The organism is Streptomyces sp. NPDC050759, assembly GCF_044456945.1.
GTDB lineage: Bacteria > Actinomycetota > Actinomycetes > Streptomycetales > Streptomycetaceae > Streptomyces.
In genome coordinates this window covers 64,203-82,392 of the sequence record NZ_JBITGI010000001.1, presented here as the reverse complement: position 1 = coordinate 82,392, position 18,190 = coordinate 64,203, and the positions used below count along the sequence as shown (strand labels likewise).

Sequence of the window (18,190 nt, the reverse complement as noted above, 5' to 3'; positions counted from 1 at the left end):
GTACGCGCGCGGCACAGGCACTTCGGCACGGTGGTGATGTCGTGTGTGCGGTGCGCGGGCTGACCAAGACCTATCCCGCGGTGCGCGGGCGGCGCGGGGCACCGGGGACACCCGAGGTGCGGGCCACCGACGACGTGGGGCTGGACATCCGGCGGGGTGAGATCTTCGGGCTGCTCGGGCCGAACGGCGCCGGGAAGACCACGCTCGTACGGCAGCTGACCGGGCTGATGCGGCCCGACCGCGGCAGCGTCGAGATCCTCGGGCACGACATCGTGCGCCACCCGGACCGGGCCTCGCGGATCCTCGCCTACCTCGGCCAGGAGTCCACCGCCCTCGACGAACTGACCGTCTCGCTCGCCGCCGAGACCACCGGGCGGCTGCGCGGCCTGGAGGCCAGGAAGGCGCGGGCCGAGCGGGACGCCGTACTCGAGGAGCTGGGGCTCACCCCGATCGCCGGGCGGCCGCTGCGGCGACTGTCCGGCGGGCAGCGGCGGCTCGCGTGCTTCGCGTCGGCGCTCGTGGGAGAGCGGCCGCTGCTCGTGCTCGACGAGCCGACCACCGCGATGGACCCCGTGGCGCGGCGCGCGGTGTGGTCCGCCGTGGACCGGCGGCGGGCCGAGCGCGGCACGACCGTGCTGCTCGTCACCCACAACGTCATCGAGGCGGAGACGGTCCTGGACCGGGTCGCCGTCCTCGACCAGGGCCGGGTGATCGCCTGCGACACGCCCACCGGCCTCAAGGAACAGGTCGCGGGCGAGGTCCGCGTCGACCTCGTGTGGCGCGAGGCGGCCCCGCTGCACGTGCCCGAGGTCGCCGCGCTCCAGGACCGTGCCGTGGCCTCCGGGCGCCGCTGGACGCTGCGGCTCGCCCCCGACGAGGCCCGCGCGGTCGTGGCCACCGTCACCGGCGGGGCCGCGTTCGCCGCGCTGGACGACTTCACGCTCGCCACACCCAGCCTGGAGGACGTGTACCTCGCGCTGGGCGGGGCCGCGCGGCAGGGGCTGGTGAAGGCGTGAGCACGTTGAGTACGCGGAGGGCGGTATCCGTACGTCACGGGGCGACCGCCGGAGCGAAGAGGAGCAGAGCCACGTGAGTGTCGTACCCGCCGAGGTTCTGCCGGGCGGCGCGATGGCCGTCGAGGAGACGGGCCGGGCCGCGGCCGCCGAACTCGGGCCGCGCGCGCGGCTGTGGCCGTCGCTCGCGGCCGTCTACCGGGCGCAGCTGTCCCGCGCGCGGGTCGCACGCATCCCGCTGCTGTTCGTGGCGACCTTCCAGTCGATCGGCATCATGGTCCTGATGCGCGGGGTCGTGGACGGCGGGGGCGAGGCCCGGTCCGTGGTCGCCGGGGCGTCCGTGCTGGTCGTCGCCTTTGTCGCGCTCAACCTGCTCGCGCAGTACTTCGGGCAGCTGCGGGCGAGCGGCGGGCTCGATCACTACGCCACCCTGCCGGTGCCGCCGGCCGCCGTGGTGCTCGGCGCCGCGGGGGCGTACGCCTCCTTCACCGTGCCCGGAACCGTGGTGACCGCCGTGTTCGGGTGCGTGCTGTTCGGGCTTCCGCTGGCCCATCTGTGGGTGCTCGTGGCGGTGATTCCGCTGGCCGGTGCGGCCCTGGCGGGGCTGGGCGCCGCGCTCGGACTGCTCGCGCCCCGGCCGGAACTGGCCACCTTGCTGGGACAGCTCGGCATGTCCGCCGCGCTGCTGCTCGGGGTGCTGCCCGCGGAACGGATGCCCGAGGCGGTGCGGTTCACGCGGGACCTGTTGCCTTCGACCTACGGCGTCGAGGCGTTCGCACGTACCTTCGGGCCGCATCCCGACTGGGCCTTCGTGCTCGGTGACCTCGCCGTGTGCGGGTGCGTGGGCGTGGTCTCCCTGGCCGTCGCCACCTGGGCCTATCGCCGGGCGGCCGTCCGGTGACGCGCCGCACAGGCGGGCCTGGCACGATGTCAGGGTGACCGCACCGTTGACTCCTCCTCCGCCGCCCCACGAACCGTCCTCGCACAATCCGTGGCAGGCCCCCGCTGCCCGGTACCCGGCTCCCGCCGAAGCCCGGTACGGACAGGACGGGCCCGGCATGAAGACCGAGCTGCTGGAGGCCGTGGTCGTCACGGTCGCCGTGGCGGTCGTCGGAGCGCTGCTCGGGGTGCTGTGGTGGTGGCTGGCCCCGCATGTGCCGCTGGTCGGGGACGTGGACGAACAGGGCAGCTGGGTCGTCTATCTCAAGGACAGCGAGGGGGAGCAGGCAGTGGGGGTGGACGGAACGTTCACCCTGCTGGCGCTGGCCTTCGGCTTCGTGAGCGCGCTCGCGGTGTTCCTCTGGCGGCGGCGGGGCGGGGTGCCGTTGGTGGTGGGGCTGGCCGTCGGAGGGCTGCTGGGGTCCTTTCTCGCGTGGCGGGTGGGGATGTGGCTCGGCCCGACCTCGGATGTGCTCGCCCATGCGAAGGCCGTGGGCAAGGGCGTCACGTTCTCCGCACCGCTGAAGCTGGGGGCGAAGGGGGCGCTGCTGGCCTGGTCGCTGGCCGGCCTTGTCGTGCATCTGGGACTGACGGCGTTGTTCGGACCCCGGGATCCTGAGCCCATATATGGGGAGCCGGTCCCCAAGGACGGGTACGGAGCGCCTGCGCAGTAGGGGAAATCCCCTTCGACCCCTTCGACCCCGTCGCGGCCCTACGCCGGCCGCCTGCCGTGGTTCGAGCGGCCCTTCTTCATGCGCCATTTGCGTTTCCGCGTTTTCTTCGACATGCCCCTTCTGCTTAACCGAGGAAAGGGGGTCCGTCGAGGGGTCACGCGCGGGCGATGGGCGCCAGGACGGCTTTCGTGAGGTGGGCCAGGTCGGTCGGCGCCAGTTCCACCTCGAGGCCCCGGCGGCCGGCCGAGACGCAGATCGTGTCGTGGGTGGAGGCAGAGGCGTCGAGGACCGTGGGAAGCCTCTTGCGCTGGCCCAGGGGAGAGATGCCGCCGCGGACGTAGCCCGTGGTGCGTTCGGCGAGGGCCGGGTCCGCCATCGCCGCCCGTTTGCCGCCCGCCGCCGTCGCCAGGGCCTTCAGGTCCAGTGAGCCCGCCACCGGGACCACCGCCACCGTGAGGGCCCCGTCCACGTCCGCCACCAGCGTCTTGAAGACGCGGTCGGGGGAGACGCCCATCGCCTCGGCCGCCTCCTCGCCGTAGGAGGGGTGGGAGGGGTCGTGGTCGTAGGCGTGCACGGTGAAGGGCACGCCCGCCGCGGTCAGGGCCACCGTCGCGGGGGTGCCTCCCGGCTGCTGTTGCTTCTTCTGCTTCTTCGGCATCTGGCGGTTCCCGGCCTCAGTTCAGACTCGTCGGGCCGAGCGTCAGTTCCGACGCCGGCAACGACGGAAGATTACGGATGATCGCCGTCTCGGCGCGCAGGAGTTTCAGTTCGTCCCGGAGACGGGACGCGGTGTCGGGGGCCTGGAGCAGGCGCTGCTTCGTGGGGGTGTCCAGCATCATCGCCGCCGCCACCAGGTACGACACCACGGACGGTTCGTCCGGGAGGTCCGTGCCGGACGACAGGGTGCGTTCCCTGGCTCCCGCCAGGCGCTTCTGGTACTGGAGGAACGACCGGAGGACGCCTTCCGCCAAGGGACCGGACTCCTCGCCCGCCTCCTCCGGCAGCTCCTCCAGTTCGGCCGTCAGATACGGGCCCGACGCGTCGACGGACAGCAGGCGGACCCGGGTCGTGCCCGTCGCCAGGACCTCGAACGTGCCGTCCGCCCGCTCCCGTACCGTCGCCGCGTCCGCCACGCAGCCCACCGCGTGGAACGCCTTGACCGGGTCGTCGCCGAAGCCGGCCGCGGGGCCGCGCTCTGGCACGGCCGTCTGGTCCGGCAGGCCGGGTGCGACGGGCGCCACCTCGTGGCCGTCGCGGATCGCCACGACGGCGAAGCGGCGCGGTTCCTCCTCGGGCGTCTTCATCAGTTCGCGCATCATGGCGCGATAGCGCTCCTCGAAGACGTTGAGAGGAAGCACGAGCCCCGGGAACAGTACCGAGTTCAGGGGGAAGAGCGGGAGCCGCACGGTGGTCACGGCGCCAAAGCCTAATGGCCTCCGGAGCGGACACGTCCCCCGTGCTCACTCCGTGGATGGATCAGGGCGTGCCGCCGGACCTCCTCGCGGACCTCCAGGAAGCGGCCCAGCGGGTCCTCGGACTCCCGGCCCCACGGGAACGAGGTCGCGTACGGGCCGATCATGCGCAGCTGCTCCAGCGCGTCCGTCCAGCGGCCGAGGCACACCAGGACGTACACCAGCTTGTTGCGGACCTCGGCCGGCCAGAGGTCGGCCGCCGCGAACGTGGCGGACAGCTCGATCGCCCCGTCCGCCGCCGCGTCCAGCCGCTCGCGCGGCACCACGGTGCCACCGCCCTCGGTCAGACAGGCGAGGGCCGCCCGCGCGGGCAGCGCCTGGATGAGAGAGCCGGGCGGGGCGTCCTGCGCGGCCCGGTCGGCGAAGTCGAAACACTCGCGGTACGAGCCGCGCCAGGAGGTCGCCAGATAGCGCAGAGCGGCGACATGGCAGCCGTAGTGGAGCGGGGCGCGCCGGAGGGCCGCCTCCCACAACTCCCCGAAGTAGGTGTGTCCCGCCTGCGAGCCGCGCGCGTGGTCCAGCGCGATACGCCACGGCACCGGGTCACGGTCGTCGCCGCGCGCCGCGGCCGTGATCAGCGGGCTCACCTCGCGCAGCAGCTCCGCCCGGGCCGGTGAGTCCCAGACGCGGTCCACCGCGAGCTGGGCGGCAAGGAGCAGCTGGTCCGGGTCGTACGGGGCCTCGGCACGCCAGGCGTCGTACCACTCGGGGCGCGAGCGGGCGAAGGCGGAGAGCCGCCGGACGTACCGGTCGCGCAGCTCCCAGGCGGCGCTCACGCGGGTCGCGGCGAGCAGCTCGGCCGCGCGCCCGTATCCGCCCTGCCCGGCCTCGACCAGCGCGGGACCGAGCCGGTCGTCGGGCGCGTCGAGCAGCACCTCGTCGTCGGCGGGCAGTCCGCCGGTGAGGTGGTATGGGGGGATCCGTGACGCGCGAATGAAGGGGGGCAGCAGAGCCATGGTGTCGACCATTGAAAGTCCGCGGCTCAGGGTTGCGCCAGTGCGCACGTGCAACTCGTGGAAAGTTGTACGACGGACGGTCAAGGCGCGGTAAAGACGTGACCGTCGTTCACCTTCCCCACCACGGACCTCCCTAATTCCGCCGCAACAGCCTCGTGGCCCCCGCCGCCACGGTGGTCGCCAGGATCCAGCCGAGGAGGACCATCGCGGCCGCCAGCCATTGCCAGCCGCCCCGCAGCTGCCAGAAACCGACCTGTCCCAGGTCGATCACCGGGAGCAGGAGGTCGAGGGCGAAGAGGGCGGGATTCCAGACCGGATGGTCGCCGCCCTTGAGCGGCGGATGGCTCGCGTGTGCGAACGCCACGGAACCCGCCGCCCACAGCACAGCCATCCATACGGCGGCCCGGCCCGGCCGGTACCCGTAGGCGACCGTCCAGTCCTGCACGTACCCCCACAGCTTGGCGGCCAGCGGCAGGCTCTCGCGACGCCGGCGTTGCTTGGCGAGCAGCACCTCGCGCGCGTCCTCGTCCTCGCCGCCGGCCCGCAGCACGGCCGCGAGCCGCTCGTACGGCTCCGGGTTGTACTCCGCGGTTGCGGCCGCCACCCACTCCAGCCGCTCGGCCAGCGGGAACGGGCCGTGCGGTACGAGGTTCTCGTAGACGAAGCCGCCCATGTGGAGGTTGCCCGGCCCCGGCCAGGCGCTCGCCCGGTCCACGAGGTTGCCGACCCGCGCTCCCGAGAGGACCACCTTGCCGCGCTGCGGTCTCTCACCCAGGAAGCGCAGCTCCGGGGCCTGGACCCGGCGCAGCGACAGCTCCTGCTCCTCCGTGAAGGTGAAACGGGCCCGCTCCAGGTCGACCGCGTCCCCGAACCGCCCGTCGTCAAGGCGTACGCCGCCCAGGCACTCGAAGCGCTGGATCCGCGTCCCGCGCGCGGGGGTCGCCCCGCTCAGCATGGAGGCGCCGACGCCCGCCGGGGTCAGGTACAGCGTGCGCTCGACGGTCAGCTGGGGGGCGTTCAGCGCGAGCCGGGTGTACGGGTTGTTCAGCCGGGCGCCCCGCAGGCTCAGCGAGACGCCGACGGTGGCGCTGCGCAGGCTCAGCTCGCCGTGCGACTCCAGGAGTTCGGCCTGCAGGTCCTGGCCCACGGTCATGCCGTCGGCAGCGATCGAACGGCCGCTGCGGTCGCGGTAGACGATCGCCTGGTTCATCAGCAGATCCGTGCCGATGTGCGCGTCGGTCAGCCGTACGCCGTTGTGGAAACGGCAGCGCGGCAGATGCAGATCGCCCTCCGTGTGCACCCTGGCGGCCTCCAGGCGCGGCACCGAGCAGTCCACGAACCGCGCGGTGGTGAAGCGGGCCTCCGGCAGCAGGATCTCCCGCTCGAAGCGGCAGCCCTTCATCTCCAGGTACGGCACGACCGTGCCGCCCGCGAGGTCCAGGGTGCCGCTGATCTGCACGCCGGTGAGCTTCAGGGACGAGACCCGGCCGGCGAGCGCGGGCGGACCGTCCAGGAGCAGCCAGCACACGATACGCGCGCGTACCGTCCGCTCAGGACCCCAGGGGTGCCCGCCGTGCGGATCGTCGACGACGGTGTCGCCGCTGCTCAGGTCGTACACGGTGCCGTTGCGGAAGGCCTGCCACATCCCGGCCTCGGCGGCGGTCAGATCGTCCGGCAGGTCTCCGTCCCGGATCCCGGCCCCCTCGGTCACGGTTCTTCCAGCCCCTCGGTCACTTGTGGATTCGTACAGCCGTTCATGCCCGCTGAGTAACCCCCTGAACGCTAGACGTGAAGGCGATCTTCCAGGTTGCGTATCAGCCATTGGAATGCGTGAACGGGCCCTGACGAGGGTCTGAGAGAATTAGGAACGTGATCTCCCGAATCGATCTGCGCGGCGACGCCCTCCCCGAGGGCCCCGCCCTGCGCGACCTGCTGCCCCGAGCCGACTTCGACGTCTCGGCCGCCCTGGAGAAGGTGCGTCCGATCTGCGAGGCCGTGCATCATCGGGGCGACGCGGCGCTGATCGACTTCGCGGAGAAGTTCGACGGGGTGAGGCTCGACCAGGTGCGGGTGCCCGCGAAGGCCCTTGCGCGCGCGTTGCAGGAGCTCGACCCCGCCGTGCGCGCGGCCCTGGAGGAGTCCATCCGCCGCGCCCGTCTCGTCCACCGCGAGCAGCGCCGTACGAACCGCACCACCCAGGTCGTGCCCGGCGGTTCCGTCACCGAGAAGTGGGTGCCGGTCGACCGGGTCGGGCTGTACGCGCCCGGTGGCCGGTCGGTCTACCCGTCCTCCGTGATCATGAACGTGGTGCCCGCGCAGGAGGCCGGCGTGGAGTCCATCGCGCTCGCCTCCCCGGCGCAGTCGGAGTTCGACGGACTGCCGCACCCGACGATCCTCGCCGCCTGCGCGCTGCTCGGGATCGACGAGGTGTACGCGGCGGGCGGCGCCACCGCCGTCGCGATGTTCGCGTACGGCACCGAGTCCTGCCCGCCCGCCAACATGGTCACCGGCCCCGGCAACATCTGGGTCGCCGCGGCCAAGCGCTACTTCACGGGCAAGATCGGCATCGACGCCGAGGCCGGACCGACCGAGATCGCGGTGCTGGCGGACTCCTCCGCCGATCCGGTGCACGTGGCCTCGGACCTCATCAGCCAGGCCGAGCACGACCCGCTGGCCGCCGCCGTCCTGGTCACCGACTCCGTCGAGCTCGCGGACGCGGTCGAGAAGGAGCTGGAGCCGCAGGTCGCGGCCACCAGGCACATCGAGGACCGGATCGTGCCCGCCCTGAAGGGCAGGCAGTCCGCGATCGTCCTCGTCGACGGCATCGACGAGGGACTCAGGGTCGTCGACGCGTACGGCGCCGAGCACCTGGAGATCCAGACGGCCGACGCCGCCGCGGTCGCCGACCGGGTGCGCAACGCGGGCGCGATCTTCATCGGCCCCTGGGCCCCCGTGTCGCTCGGCGACTACGCCGCCGGGTCCAACCACGTCCTGCCCACCGGCGGCTGCGCCTGCCACTCCTCGGGCCTGTCCGTCCAGTCCTTCCTGCGCGGCATCCACATCGTCGACTACACGAAGGACGCGCTCGCGGACGTGGCGCACCACGTGGTGACGCTGGCGGAGGCGGAGGACCTGCCGGCCCACGGGGCGGCGATCAAGGCACGGTTCGACTGGAAGGTTCCCGAGAGCAAGTGACCGGCATCGACGATCTTCCCGTACGGGACGAGCTGCGCGGCAAGTCCCCCTACGGCGCGCCCCAGTTGGACGTCCCCGTACGGCTGAACACCAACGAGAACCCCTACCCGCTGCCCGAGCCGCTGGTCGAGCGGATCACCGAGCGAGTGCGCGAGGCGGCCCGGAGTCTCAACCGGTACCCGGACCGGGACGCCGTCGAGCTGCGCACGCAACTCGCCAAGTACCTGTCGGACACGGCCGGTCACGAGGTCGGCCTGGCCAACGTGTGGGCCGCGAACGGCTCCAACGAGGTCATCCAGCAGCTGCTGCAGACCTTCGGCGGACCGGGCCGTACGGCGATCGGCTTCGAGCCGTCGTACTCGATGCACGGCCTCATCGCGCGCGGCACCGGCACCGGTTGGATCTCCGGTCCGCGCAACGAGGACTTCACCATCGACCTGGCGGCGGCGGAGCAGGCGATCGCCGAGAACCGGCCGGACGTCGTCTTCGTCACCACCCCCAACAACCCCACCGGCACCGCGGTTCCGGCCGAGACGGTCCTCGCGCTGTTCGAGGCCGCGCAGGCCGCCAAGCCCTCGCTGGTCGTGGTGGACGAGGCGTACATCGAGTTCAGCCACGGCGCCTCACTGCTGCCGCTGATCGAAGGCCGGCCGAATCTCGTCGTCTCCCGGACAATGTCGAAGGCCTTCGGCGCGGCCGGCCTGCGCCTCGGCTACCTCGCCGCGCACCCGGCCGTCGTCGACGCCGTCCAGCTCGTACGGCTGCCGTACCACCTGTCGGCCGTCACCCAGGCGACCGCGCTGGCCGCCCTGGAGCACACCGACACGCTGCTGAAGTACGTCGAGCAGCTGAAGTCGGAGCGGGACCGGCTGGTCTCCGAACTGCTGGCGATCGGCTACGAGGTGACCGCCTCGGACGCCAACTTCGTACAGTTCGGGCGGTTCGACGACGCCCATGTGGTGTGGCAGCAGATCCTCGACCGGGGCGTCCTGGTCCGCGACAACGGCGTACCGGGCTGGCTGCGGGTCACCGCCGGAACCCCCGAAGAGAACGACGCGTTCCTCGACGCGGTCCGTGAGTTGAAGAAGGAGAGCGCATGAGCCGCGTAGGACGTGTGGAACGAGTGACCAAGGAGACCTCGGTCCTGGTCGAGATCGATCTCGACGGGTCCGGGAAGGTCGACGTGTCGACGGGCGTCGGCTTCTACGACCACATGCTCGACCAGCTCGGCCGGCACGGTCTGTTCGACCTCACCGTGAAGACCGAGGGCGACCTGCACATCGACTCCCACCACACCATCGAGGACTCCGCCCTCGCGCTGGGTGCCGCCTTCAAGCAGGCGCTCGGCGACAAGGTGGGCATCTACCGCTTCGGCAACTGCACGGTCCCGCTGGACGAGTCCCTCGCCCAGGTCACCGTCGACCTCTCCGGCCGCCCCTACCTGGTGCACACCGAGCCCGAGAACATGGCGCCGATGATCGGCGCGTACGACACCACGATGACCCGGCACATCCTGGAGTCCTTCGTCGCCCAGGCCCAGATCGCGCTGCACGTGCACGTGCCCTACGGGCGCAACGCCCACCACATCGTGGAGTGCCAGTTCAAGGCGCTGGCCCGGGCCCTCAGGTACGCGAGCGAGCGCGACCCGCGCGCGGCCGGCATCCTCCCCTCCACGAAGGGCGCGCTGTAAGCCATGACCGGACTCTCGACCCTCCTGATCGTCGTCGGCCTCTTCCTGGCCGGCGGCATCTACTCCTTCGTCAAGCAGCAGATGCCGAAGAGCCTCATCGTGCTGCTCTCCATCGGCGCCGCGATGTGTCTGGTCTCCGGCGTCCTGAGGCTGGAGGTGTGGAATTGAGCGCATCCAAGCGAGTGGTCGTCTTCGACTACGGCTTCGGCAACGTGAGGTCCGCCGAGCGCGCCCTCGCGCGCGCGGGAGCCGACGTCGAGATAACGCGTGACTACGACAGGGCCATGAACGCCGACGGTCTGCTGGTGCCGGGCGTCGGTGCCTTCGCCGCGTGCATGAAGGGCCTGCACGAGGCCCGCGGCGACTGGATCATCGACCGTCGGCTGTCCGGCGGGCGCCCGGTCATGGGCATCTGCGTCGGCATGCAGATCCTCTTCGCGCGCGGCATCGAGCACGGGGTGCAGACCGAGGGCCTCGACGAGTGGCCCGGCTCGGTCGAGCCGCTGAAGGCCGACATCGTGCCCCACATGGGCTGGAACACCGTCGAGGCGGCGGCCGGCTCCCAGCTGTTCGCAGGCCTGGACGCCGACGCCCGCTTCTACTTCGTGCACTCCTACGCCGTCCACGACTGGTCCCTGGAGACGCACAACGCGGCGATGACGGCTCCCAAGGTCACCTGGTCGACGCACGGCAAGCCCTTCGTGGCCGCCGTGGAGAACGGCGCGCTGTGGGCCACGCAGTTCCACCCCGAGAAGTCCGGCGACGCCGGTGCCCAGCTCCTCACCAACTGGATCGGAACACTGTGAGCAAGCTCGAACTCCTTCCCGCCGTCGACGTCCGGGACGGCCAGGCCGTCCGGCTCGTCCACGGCGAGTCCGGCACGGAGACCTCGTACGGCTCCCCGCTGGAGGCCGCGCTGTCCTGGCAGCGGTCGGGCGCCGAGTGGCTGCACCTGGTCGACCTGGACGCGGCGTTCGGCACCGGCGACAACCGTGAGCTGGTCCGGCAGGTCACCGAGGCGATGGACATCAAGGTGGAGCTGTCCGGTGGCATCCGGGACGACGCCTCGCTGGCGGCCGCCCTCGCCACCGGCTGCACCCGGGTGAATCTCGGCACGGCCGCCCTGGAGAGCCCGGAGTGGGTCGCCAAGGTCATCGCCGAGCACGGCGACAGGATCGCGGTGGGTCTGGACGTTCGCGGTACGACCCTGAAGGGCCGCGGCTGGACCCGCGACGGCGGCGACCTCTACGAGACGCTGGAGCGGCTCGACTCCGAGGGCTGCGCCCGGTATGTCGTCACCGACATCGCCAAGGACGGCACGCTCCAGGGCCCGAATCTGGAGCTGCTGCGCAATGTGTGCGCGGCGACCGACCGCCCGGTGGTGGCCTCCGGTGGCGTGTCCTCGCTGGACGACCTGCGGGCCATCGCCGAACTGGTGCCCCTCGGTGTCGAGGGCTCCATCGTCGGGAAGGCCCTGTACGCGAAGGCGTTCACCCTGGAAGAGGCCTTGGAGGCGGTGGCCAAGTGAGCGACGTACGACGTGTCACGACCGGTGGGCCCTGGGAGGAGAGCTTCGGGTACTCCCGCGCGGTGGAACTGCCGAACGGCCTGGTGCTGGTCTCCGGCTGCACCTCGGTGGTGGACGGCGAGATCGTCGCGGGCGACCCGTACGAACAGACGGTCAACGCCTTCGACGTCGCCTTCGCGGCGCTGGGTCAGCTGGGGCTCGGCCGCGACGACGTCGTGCGGACGCGCATGTACATCACCCACGCCCGGGACGTGGAGGAGGTCGGACGGGCTCACAAGGAGCTGTTCGACGCCGTCCGGCCCGCCGCGTCCATGATCATCGTCTCCGGCTTCGTGGACCCGAGTCTGGTCGTCGAGGTCGAGGTGGAGGCGTTCCGAGGAGTGTCCTCATGACGTTGGCCGTACGAGTCATCCCCTGCCTGGACGTGGACAACGGCCGGGTCGTCAAGGGCGTCAACTTCCAGAACCTGCGGGACGCGGGCGACCCCGTCGAGATGGCCAAGGTGTACGACGCCGAGGGCGCCGACGAGCTGACGTTCCTGGACATCACCGCCTCGTCGGGCAACCGTGAGACGACGTACGACGTGGTGCGCCGCACCGCCGAGCAGGTGTTCATCCCCCTCACGGTCGGCGGCGGTGTCCGCACGGCAGAGGATGTGGACAAGCTGCTGCGGGCGGGGGCGGACAAGGTCGGGGTGAACACCGCGGCCATCGAGCGCCCCGAGCTGATCAAGGAGATCGCCGAGCGGTTCGGCCGGCAGGTGCTGGTGCTGTCGGTGGACGCGCGACGCACCGCTGAGGGGACCTTCGAGGTCACCACCCACGGCGGTCGTCGCGGTACCGGCATCGACGCCGTGGAGTGGGCGCACCGGGCGGCCGAGCTGGGCGCCGGCGAGATCCTGCTCAACTCGATGGACGCGGACGGCACCAAGGACGGCTACGACCTGGAGATGATCGAGGCCGTCCGCAAGCACGTGACGGTGCCGCTGATCGCCTCCGGCGGCGCGGGCAAACTCGACCACTTCCCGCCGGCGATCGGGGCGGGCGCGGACGCGGTGCTGGCGGCCTCGGTGTTCCACTTCGGTGAGCTGCGGATCGGCGAGGTGAAGGAGAGGCTACGGGGGGCGGGGCACCCGGTGCGCTGACGCCTCTGCGGCTGAGCCCCGGTCGGCGACACGGCCGGGGCTTTCCCCTGGGCGGACCCGCCTGTCCGGGCGGCCGCCGCCATCGGGGCCCGGGGCACGGGACCGGTCTTCGTGGTCAGCGCGGCGGTGTGCTGGCTCGGCCGGGTGGTCGCGCCGTGCGCCCGGAACCTGGGCCGCGCCGCGCTCCCGACGCGACCTCAGATCCCGAGCTCCTTCGCCTCGTGCAGCTTGGCGATCGCCTCCTTGTCGCCGTCCAGCTCCACCTTGGCCGCGCTCTGCCGGCCGTACAGGAACAGCAGCAGCTCCGACGGCTCACCGGTCACCGTGACGACCGGTGTGCCGCGGTGGGCGACCGCCGTCTGGCCGTCCGGGCGGCGCAGCACCAGGCCGGTGGGGACGCCGCGGCCCATCAGCCGCGCGGTGCGCTCCAGACGGGACCACAGGGCGTCCTGGAAGACGGAGTCCAGCTCGCGCGGCGTCCAGTCGGGGCGGGCCCGGCGGACGTCCTCGGTGTGGACGTAGAACTCGACCGTGTTCGACAGCTCCTCGACCTGCTTGAGCTGGAACGGCGAGAAGCGCGGCGGGCCGGTGCGGATCAGCTGGATCAGCTCTTCGTAGGGCTTCTCGGAGAACTCGGCCATCACCCGGTCCAGGCGCGACGCGAGCTGCTTGATCAGCAGGCCGCCGGCGGCGTCGGGACGGCGCTCGCGCACCACCACGTGCGCCGCGAGATCGCGGGTGAGCCAGCCCTCGCAGAGAGTGGGGGCGTCCGGACCCTCGGCCTCCAACAGGTCGGCGAGGAGAAGTCGTTCACGCTTGGCGAAAGTCGACATGCAGTCAGCCTACGGCCGCCTGGCGGGTCCGCACAGTGGACACCACACCGGGCTTGTCAGTGGCGCGCGGCACAATGGCCCCATGACCAGCACGCCCCAGCCCAGCACCCTTGCCCCGGAGATCGCCGCGCGTCTCAAGCGCAGCGCCGACGGGCTCGTCCCCGCCATCGCCCAGCAGTACGACACCGGTGAGGTGCTCATGCTCGGCTGGATGGACGACGAGGCGCTGCACCGCACGCTGACCACCGGCCGCTGCACCTACTGGTCGCGCAGCCGCCGGGAGTACTGGGTCAAGGGCGACACCTCCGGCCACTTCCAGTGGGTCAAGTCCGTCGCCCTGGACTGCGACGCCGACACCGTGCTGGTCAAGGTCGACCAGGTCGGCGCCGCCTGCCACACCGGCGCGCGCACCTGCTTCGACGCGGACGTGCTCCTCAAGGACGGCGCTGATTCCGCTGCCGCCGCCTCGGATCAGTAAGGTCAGCCGCCATGGACCTCGAGACCTTCCGCAAGCTGGCCACCGACCGCCGTGTCATCCCCGTCACGCGCAAGCTCCTGGCCGACGGCGACACCCCGGTCGCCCTCTACCGCAAGCTCGCCGCCGAGCGCCCCGGCACCTTCCTGCTGGAATCCGCGGAGAACGGCCGCTCGTGGTCCCGTTACTCCTTCGTGGGCGTGCGCTCGGCCGCGACCCTGACGGCACGCGACGGCCAGGCCCACTGGCTCGGCACCCCGCCGGTCGGCGTCCCCGTCGACGGCGACCCGCTCGCCGCCCTGCGCGCCACCATCGAGGCCCTGCACACCCCGCACCAGGAGGGCCTGCCGCCCTTCACCGGCGGCATGGTCGGCTACCTCGGCTACGACATCGTCCGCCGCCTGGAGAAGATCGGCCCCGGCGAGCGCGACGACCTGAAACTCCCCGAGCTGACCATGCTCCTGACCAGCGACCTCGCCGTCATGGACCACTGGGAGGGCTCGGTCCTGCTGATCGCCAACGCGATCAACCACAACGACCTCGACACCGGCGTGGACGAGGCCTACGCGGACGCGGTGGCCCGCCTGGACGCCATGGAGGCGGACCTGTCCCGCGCGGTGGCCCAGCCCCCGGCGGTCCTGCCGCCCTCCGAGCTGCCCGAGTACACCGCGCTCTGGGGCGGCCCCGACTTCCAGGAGGCAGTCGAGGACATCAAGGAGCGCATCCGGGCCGGGGAGGCCTTCCAGGTCGTCCCCTCCCAGCGTTTCGAGACGCCGTGCACGGCAAGCGCGTTGGACGTCTACCGCGTCCTGAGGGCCACCAACCCGTCCCCGTACATGTACCTGTTCCGCTTCGACGGCTTCGACGTCGTGGGCTCGTCCCCCGAGGCCCTGGTCAAGGTCGAGGACGGGCACGCCATGGTCCACCCCATCGCCGGCACCCGGTGGCGCGGGGCGACCCCGCAGGAGGACCAGGCACTCGCCGACGAGCTGCTCGCCGACCCGAAGGAGCGCGCCGAGCACCTGATGCTGGTGGACCTCGGCCGCAACGACCTGGGGCGCGTCTGCGAGCCGGGCTCCGTGGAGGTCGTCGACTTCATGTCCGTCGAGCGGTACTCCCACGTGATGCACATCGTCTCGACGGTCACCGGCAAGGTCGCGCCCGGCCGCACCGCCTTCGACGTCCTCACCGCCTGCTTCCCCGCGGGCACCCTCTCCGGCGCCCCCAAGCCCCGCGCGATGCAGATCATCGACGAACTGGAGCCGTCCCGGCGCGGGTTGTACGGCGGCTGCGTCGGCTACCTCGACTTCGCGGGCGACTCCGACACCGCGATCGCGATCCGTACGGCCCTCCTCCGCGACGGCACGGCCTACGTCCAGGCCGGCGCCGGCATCGTCGCCGACTCCGACCCGGTCGCCGAGGACACGGAGTGCCGCAACAAGGCGGCGGCGGTCCTGCGGGCGGTCCACACGGCGAACCGGCTCGGCAAGTAGGGGCCTTCGGCGCCGAATGGGGCGCTTCTCACGGAACCCCGGGTCACCGTTCGCCCGGGGTTCGGGTGATAGTGGGGTACGTGACTGCTGTACCGCACCCCCGTTCCGAAGCCGACGGACCCGCCAGGGCCGGACGTCTGAGTCTCGCCGTCGCTCTGCTGTGCGGCGCGCTCGGCGCCGCCGTGGCGCTGCTGGCCACCCGTCAGCGGTGGTCCGAGGGCACCGCGACCGTGGCAGGCGGCGCCTTTCCCCTGACCGCCAAGGGCAGTGACGTCACCGGCGTCCCGGCCGCCCTGGCCATAGTGGGCCTCGCCGCCCTCGTCGCCGTCTTCGCCGTCCGCAAGGCCGGGCGCCTCCTGGTCGCCGCGCTGCTCGCGCTCTCCGGCGCGGGCATCGTCGCCGCGGCGCTGGTCGGGGCGAGCGATTCGTCCGCGCTGGACGAGCAGGCGGCCCAGGCCTCCGGCGACACCTCGGCGACGGTCGCCTCCCTTTCGCACACCGCCTGGCCGTACGTCGCCGTGGTCGGGGGTGCGCTGATCCTGCTCGCCGGGTTGCTCGCGCTGCGCTACGGGCGGTCGTGGCCCGCGATGTCCGGGCGGTACGAGCGGGACGGGGCGCCTCGGGTACGTCGTAAGCCCGCGGTCGTGGATCCCGACCGGCCCGAGGACATCTGGAAGGCCCTCGACCGGGGAGAGGATCCGACGGGGGCATAGCGGTCGCCCGCAAAGCGCGACCCCGGATCACCTTGTGCCCCCGCGTGCGGGACAATGACTTCGAGCGTCCGGCTCAGACACGTACTTCAGCACCTAGGAGCAAGCAATGGCGGGCAGCAGCCACGGTCACACCCCGGCCGCCTGGACCGGTGTCACTATCGCCTTCATCGGTTTCTGCGTCGCGGGCGCCTTCATGGTGATGGCCCAGCCGGCGGGCTTCTGGGCCGGTATGGCGATCGTGGTCGTCGGTGGTGTCGTCGGCTGGATCATGAGCGCGATGGGGATGGGCATGCCCAAGGACGCCCACAAGCCGCTCGCCACCTCGCAGCAGCGTGAGACGGCCGAGGCCAAGAGCTGACACGCACGGAGCCTCGTTGAGGGGCGGCCCGGCGGAAGCGCCGGGGCCGCCCCTCACGCGTGCGTGCGGCCCGCACAGGGCACAATGCGAAGCGTGAACGCCGACACCCAGCGCGTACCCCGACTCACCGGGCTCGCCGTCCCGGGCGGAATCCTCGCGGCCGTCGCCGGGGCCTTCGCGTACGTGGGAACCGTGGACCCCAACCAGCCCGGCCACTACCCCGTCTGCCCGCTGTACCAGATCACCGGCCTGTACTGCCCCGGCTGCGGCGGTCTGCGCAGCGCGCACGCGTTCATCCACGGCGACTTCCTGGCCGCCCTCCAGGACAACGCGATGGCCGTGGTGGGCTATCTGGGCTTCGCCGTGCTGTGGACCGTCTGGGTGGTCCGCGCGGCGCGCGGCCGACCACTGCGGCTCGCGCTCGGGCCGGTGCACCTGTGGACACTGGGGACATTGCTGCTGGTCTTCACGGTTGTCCGGAACCTGCCGTTCGGTGGCTGGCTTCATCCTTGATCAACTGGCGAAGGTCCAGGTAGTGGGACCGGCGTCAACCTGATGCGAGGCCTACGCCCTCCTGCGGATACCATCGCAGTGACCACTTGTTTTCATCAGTCGCCGGAACTGCCGACCGTCTGGAAGGGGGCCGCTCGCGTGAGTGTGCTCGACGAGATCATCGACGGAGTCCGTGCCGACCTCGCGGAACGGCAGGCGCGCGTCAGCCTCGACGAGCTCAAGGAGCGCGCGGCGAAGGCTCCCGCGGCCAAGGACGGCGTGGCCGCCCTGCGCGGCGACGGCGTCAAGGTCATCTGCGAGGTCAAGCGCTCCAGCCCCTCCAAGGGCGCGCTGGCCGCGATCGCCGACCCGGCCGGCCTGGCCGCGGACTACGAGGCGGGCGGCGCGGCCGTCATCTCCGTCCTGACCGAACAGCGCCGCTTCGGCGGCTCGCTGGCCGACCTGGAGGCCGTCCGCGCGCGCGTGGACATCCCGGTCCTGCGCAAGGACTTCATCGTCACGTCGTACCAGCTCTGGGAGGCCCGGGCCTACGGCGCCGACCTCGTGCTGCTCATCGTCGCGGCCCTGGAGCAGCCCGCCCTGGAGTCCCTCATCGAGCGCGCCGAGTCCATCGGGCTCACCCCGCTCGTCGAGGTCCACGACGAGGACGAGGTCGAGCGCGCGGTGGACGCCGGCGCGAAGATCATCGGCGTCAACGCGCGTAACCTCAAGACCCTCGAGGTCGATCGCGGCACCTTCGAGCGCGTCGCCCCCGAGATCCCCGCCCACCTCGTCAAGATCGCCGAGTCCGGCGTCCGCGGCCCCCACGACCTGATCGCCTACGCCAACGCCGGCGCCGACGCGGTCCTGGTCGGCGAGTCCCTGGTGACGGGCAAGGATCCGAAGACAGCGGTGTCGGACCTGGTGGCGGCAGGCGAACACCCGGCACTGCGACACGGCCGCGGCTGATCATTCGCTAAGCTTCCCGCGATGACTCTCACGACGACAACCACGGACAGGTACGCCCGCCTCGCGCGCGGCTGCCGCCCCCGTGGTTGCCGCGCGCCCGCACGCAGGGTGCACGGTCGTCGGGTCCGGTATGTGATCGGTGACGAACCCGGCCAGGTGAACGGCCGTCGATGGCAGCGCGCCCTATAGGGGCGCGGGGCAGTTCTGAATATGCGGCTCCGCCGCGTGCGCGCGACAAGCCACAGA

The 18,190-nt window shown here is 71.8% G+C and carries 23 protein-coding genes; 18 read left to right on the top strand and 5 right to left on the bottom strand.

What is annotated here, in order from left to right; genetic code table 11:
* The first annotated feature begins 41 nt into the window (after nt 1-41).
* From ACIBJB_RS00375 to ACIBJB_RS00365, 3 genes are all read left to right on the top strand, one after another.
* Nucleotides 42-1,016 (top strand): ABC transporter ATP-binding protein, encoded by a 975-nt coding sequence (locus ACIBJB_RS00375; RefSeq protein ID WP_398926779.1) that lies wholly within the window; start codon nt 42-44, stop codon nt 1,014-1,016.
* A 73-nt stretch (nt 1,017-1,089) separates the two neighbouring features.
* Nucleotides 1,090-1,914: an ABC transporter permease gene (locus ACIBJB_RS00370; protein ID WP_398924969.1), complete on the top strand. Its 825-nt coding sequence runs from the start codon at nt 1,090-1,092 to the stop codon at nt 1,912-1,914.
* Between the two features lie 34 nt (nt 1,915-1,948).
* Complete coding sequence (locus ACIBJB_RS00365) at nt 1,949-2,626, top strand: AAA family ATPase (protein ID WP_398924967.1); 678 nt, start codon at nt 1,949-1,951, stop codon at nt 2,624-2,626.
* A gap of 154 nt (nt 2,627-2,780) precedes the next feature.
* Here the strand turns inward: ACIBJB_RS00365 and ybaK are convergent, their stop codons facing one another.
* From ybaK to ACIBJB_RS00345, 4 genes are all read right to left on the bottom strand, one after another.
* On the bottom strand, nt 2,781-3,284 hold the full coding sequence (gene ybaK, locus ACIBJB_RS00360) for a Cys-tRNA(Pro) deacylase (RefSeq protein ID WP_398924965.1): 504 nt from the start codon (nt 3,282-3,284) through the stop codon (nt 2,781-2,783).
* Between the two features lie 16 nt (nt 3,285-3,300).
* Nucleotides 3,301-4,041: an LON peptidase substrate-binding domain-containing protein gene (locus ACIBJB_RS00355; RefSeq protein ID WP_398924963.1), complete on the bottom strand. Its 741-nt coding sequence runs from the start codon at nt 4,039-4,041 to the stop codon at nt 3,301-3,303.
* An 11-nt stretch (nt 4,042-4,052) separates the two neighbouring features.
* Complete coding sequence (locus ACIBJB_RS00350; RefSeq protein ID WP_398924961.1) at nt 4,053-5,066, bottom strand: hypothetical protein; 1,014 nt, start codon at nt 5,064-5,066, stop codon at nt 4,053-4,055.
* 121 nt (nt 5,067-5,187) lie between these two features.
* Nucleotides 5,188-6,765 carry an oxidoreductase gene (locus tag ACIBJB_RS00345; protein ID WP_398924959.1) on the bottom strand — a complete coding sequence of 526 codons (1,578 nt, stop codon included), beginning with the start codon at nt 6,763-6,765 and terminating at the stop codon, nt 5,188-5,190.
* A 158-nt stretch (nt 6,766-6,923) separates the two neighbouring features.
* Here ACIBJB_RS00345 and hisD point away from each other — a divergent pair, with 158 nt between their 5' ends.
* Genes hisD through hisF form a run of 8 tightly spaced genes read left to right on the top strand, consistent with a single transcriptional unit; the run spans nt 6,924 to nt 12,611 of the window.
* Nucleotides 6,924-8,249: a histidinol dehydrogenase gene (hisD, locus tag ACIBJB_RS00340; protein WP_398924957.1), complete on the top strand. Its 1,326-nt coding sequence runs from the start codon at nt 6,924-6,926 to the stop codon at nt 8,247-8,249.
* Nucleotides 8,246-9,349, top strand: coding sequence for a histidinol-phosphate transaminase (locus ACIBJB_RS00335; protein WP_398924955.1), 1,104 nt, complete (start codon nt 8,246-8,248; stop codon nt 9,347-9,349). Before hisD ends, ACIBJB_RS00335 begins: the two co-directional genes overlap by 4 nt.
* Nucleotides 9,346-9,939 (top strand): imidazoleglycerol-phosphate dehydratase HisB, encoded by a 594-nt coding sequence (hisB, locus tag ACIBJB_RS00330; protein ID WP_356345762.1) that lies wholly within the window; start codon nt 9,346-9,348, stop codon nt 9,937-9,939. The genes ACIBJB_RS00335 and hisB overlap by 4 nt, the downstream gene beginning before the upstream one ends.
* A 3-nt stretch (nt 9,940-9,942) precedes the next feature.
* Nucleotides 9,943-10,107 carry a hypothetical protein gene (locus ACIBJB_RS00325; RefSeq protein ID WP_389112589.1) on the top strand — a complete coding sequence of 55 codons (165 nt, stop codon included), beginning with the start codon at nt 9,943-9,945 and terminating at the stop codon, nt 10,105-10,107.
* Nucleotides 10,104-10,745, top strand: coding sequence for an imidazole glycerol phosphate synthase subunit HisH (gene hisH / locus ACIBJB_RS00320; protein ID WP_398924952.1), 642 nt, complete (start codon nt 10,104-10,106; stop codon nt 10,743-10,745). Before ACIBJB_RS00325 ends, hisH begins: the two co-directional genes overlap by 4 nt.
* Nucleotides 10,742-11,467 (top strand): bifunctional 1-(5-phosphoribosyl)-5-((5-phosphoribosylamino)methylideneamino)imidazole-4-carboxamide isomerase/phosphoribosylanthranilate isomerase PriA, encoded by a 726-nt coding sequence (priA, locus tag ACIBJB_RS00315; protein ID WP_069763167.1) that lies wholly within the window; start codon nt 10,742-10,744, stop codon nt 11,465-11,467. Before hisH ends, priA begins: the two co-directional genes overlap by 4 nt.
* The gene (locus ACIBJB_RS00310; RefSeq protein WP_398924951.1) at nt 11,464-11,859 is read left to right on the top strand and encodes a RidA family protein; all 396 of its coding nucleotides are present in this window, start codon (nt 11,464-11,466) and stop codon (nt 11,857-11,859) included. Before priA ends, ACIBJB_RS00310 begins: the two co-directional genes overlap by 4 nt.
* The gene (gene hisF / locus ACIBJB_RS00305) at nt 11,856-12,611 is read left to right on the top strand and encodes an imidazole glycerol phosphate synthase subunit HisF (protein ID WP_398924949.1); all 756 of its coding nucleotides are present in this window, start codon (nt 11,856-11,858) and stop codon (nt 12,609-12,611) included. The genes ACIBJB_RS00310 and hisF overlap by 4 nt, the downstream gene beginning before the upstream one ends.
* A gap of 197 nt (nt 12,612-12,808) precedes the next feature.
* Here hisF and ACIBJB_RS00300 read toward each other — a convergent pair whose 3' ends face one another.
* Nucleotides 12,809-13,444 carry a TIGR03085 family metal-binding protein gene (locus tag ACIBJB_RS00300; protein ID WP_398924947.1) on the bottom strand — a complete coding sequence of 212 codons (636 nt, stop codon included), beginning with the start codon at nt 13,442-13,444 and terminating at the stop codon, nt 12,809-12,811.
* 82 nt (nt 13,445-13,526) lie between these two features.
* Between ACIBJB_RS00300 and hisI the strand changes: the two genes are divergently transcribed.
* The 7 genes from hisI (at nt 13,527) to trpM (ending at nt 18,133) form a co-directional block, all read left to right on the top strand.
* A complete protein-coding gene (gene hisI / locus ACIBJB_RS00295) occupies nt 13,527-13,922 on the top strand; it encodes a phosphoribosyl-AMP cyclohydrolase (RefSeq protein WP_398924945.1) in 396 nt (131 codons plus the stop codon).
* Nucleotides 13,923-13,933: 11 nt separating this feature from the next.
* Nucleotides 13,934-15,412, top strand: a complete 1,479-nt coding sequence (locus ACIBJB_RS00290) for an anthranilate synthase component I (protein WP_398924943.1) — start codon at nt 13,934-13,936, stop codon at nt 15,410-15,412.
* Between the two features lie 71 nt (nt 15,413-15,483).
* Complete coding sequence (locus ACIBJB_RS00285) at nt 15,484-16,125, top strand: TIGR02234 family membrane protein (RefSeq protein ID WP_398924941.1); 642 nt, start codon at nt 15,484-15,486, stop codon at nt 16,123-16,125.
* Between the two features lie 106 nt (nt 16,126-16,231).
* Nucleotides 16,232-16,483 (top strand): HGxxPAAW family protein, encoded by a 252-nt coding sequence (locus ACIBJB_RS00280; RefSeq protein WP_398924939.1) that lies wholly within the window; start codon nt 16,232-16,234, stop codon nt 16,481-16,483.
* Nucleotides 16,484-16,567: 84 nt separating this feature from the next.
* Complete coding sequence (locus ACIBJB_RS00275) at nt 16,568-16,996, top strand: DUF2752 domain-containing protein (protein ID WP_398924937.1); 429 nt, start codon at nt 16,568-16,570, stop codon at nt 16,994-16,996.
* A 138-nt stretch (nt 16,997-17,134) separates the two neighbouring features.
* A complete protein-coding gene (gene trpC, locus ACIBJB_RS00270) occupies nt 17,135-17,944 on the top strand; it encodes an indole-3-glycerol phosphate synthase TrpC (RefSeq protein WP_057618470.1) in 810 nt (269 codons plus the stop codon).
* 21 nt (nt 17,945-17,965) lie between these two features.
* A complete protein-coding gene (trpM, locus tag ACIBJB_RS00265) occupies nt 17,966-18,133 on the top strand; it encodes a tryptophan biosynthesis modulator TrpM (RefSeq protein WP_164932276.1) in 168 nt (55 codons plus the stop codon).
* The last annotated feature ends 57 nt before the right edge of the window (nt 18,134-18,190 follow it).

What these genes read in the sequence shown, in the direction of transcription:
- ybaK (WP_398924965.1), bottom strand. Translation starts at nt 3,284, where the DNA reads ATGCCGAAGAAGCAGAAGAAGCAACAGCAGCCGGGAGGCACCCCCGCG.
- ACIBJB_RS00350 (WP_398924961.1), bottom strand. Translation starts at nt 5,066, where the DNA reads ATGGTCGACACCATGGCTCTGCTGCCCCCCTTCATTCGCGCGTCACGG.
- hisB (WP_356345762.1), top strand. Translation starts at nt 9,346, where the DNA reads ATGAGCCGCGTAGGACGTGTGGAACGAGTGACCAAGGAGACCTCGGTC.
- ACIBJB_RS00325 (WP_389112589.1), top strand. Translation starts at nt 9,943, where the DNA reads ATGACCGGACTCTCGACCCTCCTGATCGTCGTCGGCCTCTTCCTGGCC.
- hisF (WP_398924949.1), top strand. Translation starts at nt 11,856, where the DNA reads ATGACGTTGGCCGTACGAGTCATCCCCTGCCTGGACGTGGACAACGGC.
- ACIBJB_RS00300 (WP_398924947.1), bottom strand. Translation starts at nt 13,444, where the DNA reads ATGTCGACTTTCGCCAAGCGTGAACGACTTCTCCTCGCCGACCTGTTG.
- hisI (WP_398924945.1), top strand. Translation starts at nt 13,527, where the DNA reads ATGACCAGCACGCCCCAGCCCAGCACCCTTGCCCCGGAGATCGCCGCG.
- ACIBJB_RS00290 (WP_398924943.1), top strand. Translation starts at nt 13,934, where the DNA reads ATGGACCTCGAGACCTTCCGCAAGCTGGCCACCGACCGCCGTGTCATC.
- ACIBJB_RS00280 (WP_398924939.1), top strand. Translation starts at nt 16,232, where the DNA reads ATGGCGGGCAGCAGCCACGGTCACACCCCGGCCGCCTGGACCGGTGTC.
- ACIBJB_RS00275 (WP_398924937.1), top strand. Translation starts at nt 16,568, where the DNA reads ATGCGAAGCGTGAACGCCGACACCCAGCGCGTACCCCGACTCACCGGG.
- trpM (WP_164932276.1), top strand. Translation starts at nt 17,966, where the DNA reads ATGACTCTCACGACGACAACCACGGACAGGTACGCCCGCCTCGCGCGC.